Origin of the sequence: Bartonella sp. MM73XJBT.G, from assembly GCF_028618435.1 — a bacterium.
In the GTDB taxonomy this organism is placed as follows: domain Bacteria; phylum Pseudomonadota; class Alphaproteobacteria; order Rhizobiales; family Rhizobiaceae; genus Bartonella.
Genome location: NZ_JAQISW010000034.1, coordinates 1 through 6,197, shown reverse-complemented (window position 1 = coordinate 6,197; position 6,197 = coordinate 1). Strand labels below are relative to the sequence as shown.

The 6,197-nt window shown below is 35.1% G+C and carries 2 protein-coding genes; both read left to right on the top strand.

The genetic code is table 11. From position 1 onward, the window contains the following. The coding region (locus PVV59_RS09085; RefSeq protein ID WP_273755786.1) for a type ISP restriction/modification enzyme at positions 1-3,926 on the top strand (3,926 nt) is incomplete at its 5' end. A gap of 1,613 nt (positions 3,927-5,539) precedes the next feature. Then, a partial coding sequence (locus tag PVV59_RS09080) for a hypothetical protein (RefSeq protein WP_273755785.1) occupies positions 5,540-6,197 on the top strand: 658 nt, incomplete at its 3' end.

Here is a 6,197-nt window from a genome sequence, read left to right as displayed (position 1 = left end):
GCGATGAGAATGAATCTGAGTTTGTTAAGGTTCACAACAACAGTGTTATTCAAGGGAACAAACGTCTGTATATGACAGCAACACCTCGTATCTTTAGTGATACAGCTAAAAAGCGTGCGGATGAGGTGAATGCCGTTCTAGCGTCCATGGATGATGAAAGTATTTATGGAAAAGTTCTTTATACCTATAGTTTTACCGATGCCGTTAAGAATGAACTCTTAACCCCTTATAAGATTATTGTTTTGGGTGTTGATGAGGGGGAAATCAGTAAAAGTATGGAACTCCCAACCACAAGTAAGGATTATGAACTTATTCTTGATGATAGAACAAAGATTGTTGGTTGTTATCAAGCTTTGACCAAAATGGATACCAAGGTTGATCTTGGAGATGATACGAGCCCCATGCGTCGGGCTTTGGCTTTTTGTAAAGATATCCAAACCTCTAAACGTATCCGTGATACCTTTCATGGGAAAGGTGTTAAGAGGATTTTCAAGAGACTTTATAAGAACCACCCCGATACGCCCCCTCTGATCTGTCAAGTTGATCATATTGATGGCAAGGATGGTGCCAAAGAGCGTACAAGAAAACTTGATTGGCTTGAAGAGAATGCGGGGGAAAATACGTGTCGTGTGTTGACCAATGTACGCTGTCTCTCTGAAGGTGTGGATGTTCCTACTCTCGATGCGGTAATGTTTTTACACCCGCGTAAAAGCCAAGTGGATGTGATACAGGCGGTGGGACGTGTGATGCGTCGTGCCAAGGGAAAAAAGACGGGCTATATCATTTTACCCATTATCATTCCTTCACACCTAGAAGCCAAAAAAGCTTTACGAAACAATAAGAGGTACCGTGTTGTTTGGCAAGTTTTGCATGCTTTACATTCTCATGATGAAAGACTTGCAAGAACGATTAATCAGATGTCTTTAGGACAAGATAGCAGTCATACGATTGAGATTATAGAGGTTAAACGTGCCGATGAATTAAAAGAACTCACCACAACGGTTGATGAGGTCACGATACAATCAAAAACAGAAAGTTCTGGACATGTTATTGGAACAGCAGCAAGCAAATCTCAATCGGGGTATAACGAGCAAAGAGACTTATTCCGCCGTTCTGAATTTTTTGATTTTGTCAAAGCGATTTTTCTGGATAGTTTTAAAATCACGGATTATTGGGGTATATGGGCTGGCAATGTTGCTGAGATTGCTCAAAACCATATCAATCATCTTAAAGATATAATTTCCGATGAAAAGAGTGAAGCCTTTCACGCTTTTGATGCCTTTCATAAGGAATTACAAAACAACGTAAACAGTGCAATCAAGCAAGAAGAAGCCATTGAGATGTTAGCACAGCATCTTGTGACGCGTCCCGTGTTTGAAGCCTTGTTTGAGGGCAATGAATTTGTACAGAACAATGCCATTTCGCAAGCCATGGACAAGATCTTAAGAGAACTGGATAAAACGAATATTGAAGAAAAAACCAAAGATCTTGATAAATTTTACAAAAGTGTCACGTTCTGTACAGCAGGGATTACCGAAACTCACGCAAAACAGAATCTTATTATCAAGCTTTATGAAAGTTTTTTTGCCAAGGCATTTAAGAAAACCACGGATAGACTTGGGATTGTTTATACCCCCATTGAGGTTGTAGATTTTATCATTTATTCTGTTGATGATGTTTTGCGAAGTGAATTTGGAAAAAGCTTGGGTTCACGCGGTGTTTCTATTCTTGACCCTTTTACGGGTACTGGTACCTTTATCACACGGTTATTACAATCAAATCTCATCAAACCAGAGGATATGGAATATAAATTCCGTCATGATATTCATGCCAATGAGATCGTTCTTTTAGCTTATTACATAGCAGCCATTAACATTGAATCAACCTATCATAGTCTTGTGAAAGGTGAATATATTCCTTTCAAACATATTGGTTTGGCTGATACGTTTCAGACGCTTAAAGAAAAAGACCTTATGGAAGGTATACTCAAAGAAAACAGCGAATACTTAGAACTTCAAAAGAAACTGGATATCAAAGTTATCTTTGGCAATCCTCCTTATTCAACAAAGCAAAAAAACGAAAATGATAATGCAAAAAACACACCCTACCCTGTTTTAGATAAACGTATTAGTGAAACTTATGCTGCTCAGTCAAATGCAACCAATATGCAAGCACTTTATGATAGTTATATTCGTGCCATTCGCTGGGCTAGTGACCGTATTGATAATGCTGGGGTAATCGGCTTTGTCACAAATGCCGGTTTTATCAATGGAAGTTCTATGGACAGTTTACGAAAATGCCTCGTTGAGGAGTTTTCAAGCCTTTATATTTTTCATTTACGAGGGAATCAAAGAACTTCTGGAGAACTTTCGCGAAAAGAAGGCGGTAAGATTTTTGGTGAAGGCTCTCGAGCCCCTATAGCTATCTCTATTCTTGTAAAAAATCCAGAATCTGAACAATGTGGGAAGATATATTTCCATGACATTGGAGATTATCTCACGAGAGAAAAAAAGCTTAAGACAATTAAGGATTTTGGTAGTATTAACGGTATTACACGTGAAAATAGTTGGCAAATAATCACACCAGACAAACATGGTGATTGGATCAATCAACGTGATGACAGTTTTAAAACCTTTTTAGCCATGGGTGTTAAAAAAGGACATGATAAAAAGCTATTTAAAAATTTTTCTCGTGGCATTATGACGAGCCGTGATGCTTGGGCGTATAACTCAAGCCGTGAAACACTAGCAAAAAATATGCGTAATATGATTACCTTTTATAACAGTGAGGTTGAACGTTTTAATCATAGCTATTCACATGCTGATCATAAGTTACATACCAATGCTATAGATAGTTTCGTAAACTCAGATGAAAGAAAAATCAGTTGGAGTTATAATCTCAAACGAGACTTGGTAAAAGGAAAGTCTTTCAACTTTGAAGAAGCTTGCCTTACACAAAGTCTTTATCGCCCTTTTACACGACAATGGCTTTATTGTGATGCTGCTCTAAATTGCGATGGCGCTTATCAGATGCGAATATTTCCGATAGGACAAGTAGTTGAAAATAGGGTGATTCAACTTACAGGTATAGGAGTAAATAGTTTTTCTACCCTAATGATTAAAGATTTACCTGATGTTAATGCGATAGCTGCTAGTCAATGTTTTCCTAGGTATCTTTATGAGGCTACTGAATCCTTAAAAAGTAAAAATGGGAAACAATCTCATTTATTTGCAAATGCTACAGAGCAAAACAAAACAACTGGTTTACAGAGGCGTGATGCCATTACGGATGAAGGGTTAGCACATTTTAAAGCAGCTTATCCTAATGAAAATATCACGAAAGATGATCTATTCTATTATGTTTACGGTCTTTTACATTCAGAGGATTATCGTACTCGTTATGCTGATAATTTATGCAAAGAATTGCCTCGCATTCCTTGTGTAAAGAGTGCTGAAGATTTTTGGATGTTTGTTACAGCAGGGCGTGAACTGGGTCATTTGCACGTCAATTATGAAGATGTGAAACCTTATCCAGTGACCTTTAAAAAAGGCAATCCAAAACAGACTGATATCCCTAATCCTAAAGAATTCTATTATGTAACTGAAATGAAATTCTTTGGAAATAGCAAGGAAAAGGATAAATCGACGGTTATTTATAATAGTAATATCATCATAACAGACATTCCTCTTGAAGCTTATGACTATATCGTCAATGGCAAGCCCGCTCTTGAATGGGTTATGGGGCGTCAATGCGTGAAAACTGATAAAAAGAGTGGCATTGTGAATGATGCTAATCGCTATGCTGTTGAAACCGTTGGCAATCCTGCTTATTCATTGGAGTTATTCCAAAGGGTTATTACCGTAAGTTTAGAGACAATGAAAATTGTTAAGAGCCTACCAAAATTAGAAATAAGAGAAACTGAATAGACTTGCCATGCTTACATGATGGGTATGATAAATTCACAAGGGGTATAAGGTCTTATAACTATAGGTTTATACCCCTTTTATAAATTGCTTACATACAATCTTAAAAGGAGTGTTTATATGCGTTATTCTAAAAAGAAATCATTTGCACTTTTAAACACTCTACTTTGGATTGCTTTGAGACTTATAAGAAATCCACTCTTAAATAGAATACGCTTCTTTTGGATTGCCTTTAAAAGATTATATCGCAATCTCAAATGATAGCTTTATTGTTTTTAAAAGCTTTGTTTAAAGAGAGTTTTGTATATTCATTTTCTTATATTACTTATAGGTTTTGTCTGTTTTTAAAACCCCCAAAACACCTACAAAACCCTCTTAAATATATATTAAAGATTGTATTTATGTGTTGTGTTTAATATAGGTTGTTTATTTGAAACATTAACATATTGAAATATAATAACTTTTATTTTTGACTAAAAAATATATATAAAGGGGGTGTAAAAAGAACACCCAAAACCCCCTAAACCCCCTAAACTATAACCATAATGATCTTGATAGCATTTCTTATGATTATAAACTGTCTTTTGAAAGGCTTTAAAGGATCACATGCTTTTTAAAGACGTGTTTTAATCACTCACTAAAATAATCATTTTGTCAGTTAAATTTACTGACAGATAACTGACAAATATATATTATGAGTTGAATTTATGGGTTGCATCTTAATAAGGGTTGTATCATTAAAATGCTAACCTATTGAAAAATAATGTTTTTAATTTTTTATCTCATTAAAAAAATACTCTAGGGTCTAAAAACAACTGACTAAACTGACAAAAATGACAAAAGTCTATTAAAAGGGATTTTGCTCATCTCTATAGTTATCAATCTCTCTTTAGAGGTTTTCATAAAAGGCTATAAATCACAATTATCGTTTCTCTTATGAAAATGAAAAATAATGCGGTGGCTATAAAGCAGATAACAGCTATAAAGCACGTGTAAAAAAACAGGCTTTCATAATCACAATGCAAATGAATGCATTTTTTATAAGAGCGCAGTGCCTATTAAGGTCGTTTAAATTAAAGAGCCTTATAAACAAAATTCACAAAAAATTTAAAATTCATTTAGTAAAAAAATAGATACGTTATAAAGTTAAAAATACGCATTATGAGAACGTTTCTAAATATTATAAATGTATAGATTCAAAAAATAACACAATCGTTTAAGAAAGCCCATAATATAGCTTTAAAAGCATATAAATATAAAAGAAGCAATTAATAAGCATATGAAAATATATATACACAATGAATTTAAAAAAACATAAAAAATATCAAAAAAGATAAAATAATAATTGACAATAAATACGTATTTTGTTATATAAATACTCAAGTGATAGAAACACTTAAACATCAAGCGGGTAGATTACGAAACAATCTTTCCCATGTTAAAAAGAACTGGCTATCTTTTATGCTGTCATTGGCATATAATGATTTTGTCGGGTGTAGCTACGCCATAAAATACCCTATGGGAAAAGCGCAGCAACGGACTTGATGCCGTGTTTCTAGCGCCCGGCTCTCTTATAGAGAGTCAATAGAAACGTCATTAACATCAAGGATTTAATTATGACAAATATCTCAAAAAACACCCCCGTTATTTCTTCCATTTCAAATGAAACCGCATCTAATAATAAACAAGAGCCTGCAAAAAAATACGAATTTACAAACGAAACAATTGAGGTAGGTGATTATACTCTTTATCGCATTCGTGCTTTAAAGGATTTTGCCAATGTAAAGGCGGGGGATCTCGGGGGCTTTATACACAAAGTTGCAAATTTAGCTGATAATGGCAATTGCTGGGTCGGTGGCAATGCCATGGTTTATGGGGATGCGCGGGTTTTCGATAATGCCCATGTTTCGGATAATGCAAAAATTACTGGCTCTGCAAAAATTTATGAAAATGCAAGAGTTTATGGCAATGCTAGCGTGCATATTAGAGCTGAGGTTTATGGCAATGCGCAAGTCTATGAGAACGCATTGATTTATGGGGATGTTTTTGGACATGCTAAAGTGTATGGCAATGCAAAAATTTATGACACTATTTATGGCAAGTTTCTTGATAAGACTAGAATTTATGGCAATGCTGAGGTTTATGGCAAAGCACGTGTTTTAGGAAGTTCTCAAGTTTATGATAATGCCCATGTTTATGAAGATGCTATAGTTTTTGACAATGCTAGGGTTTGCGATAATGCCCATGTTTGTGGCGGTGCTATGGTCAATAGAG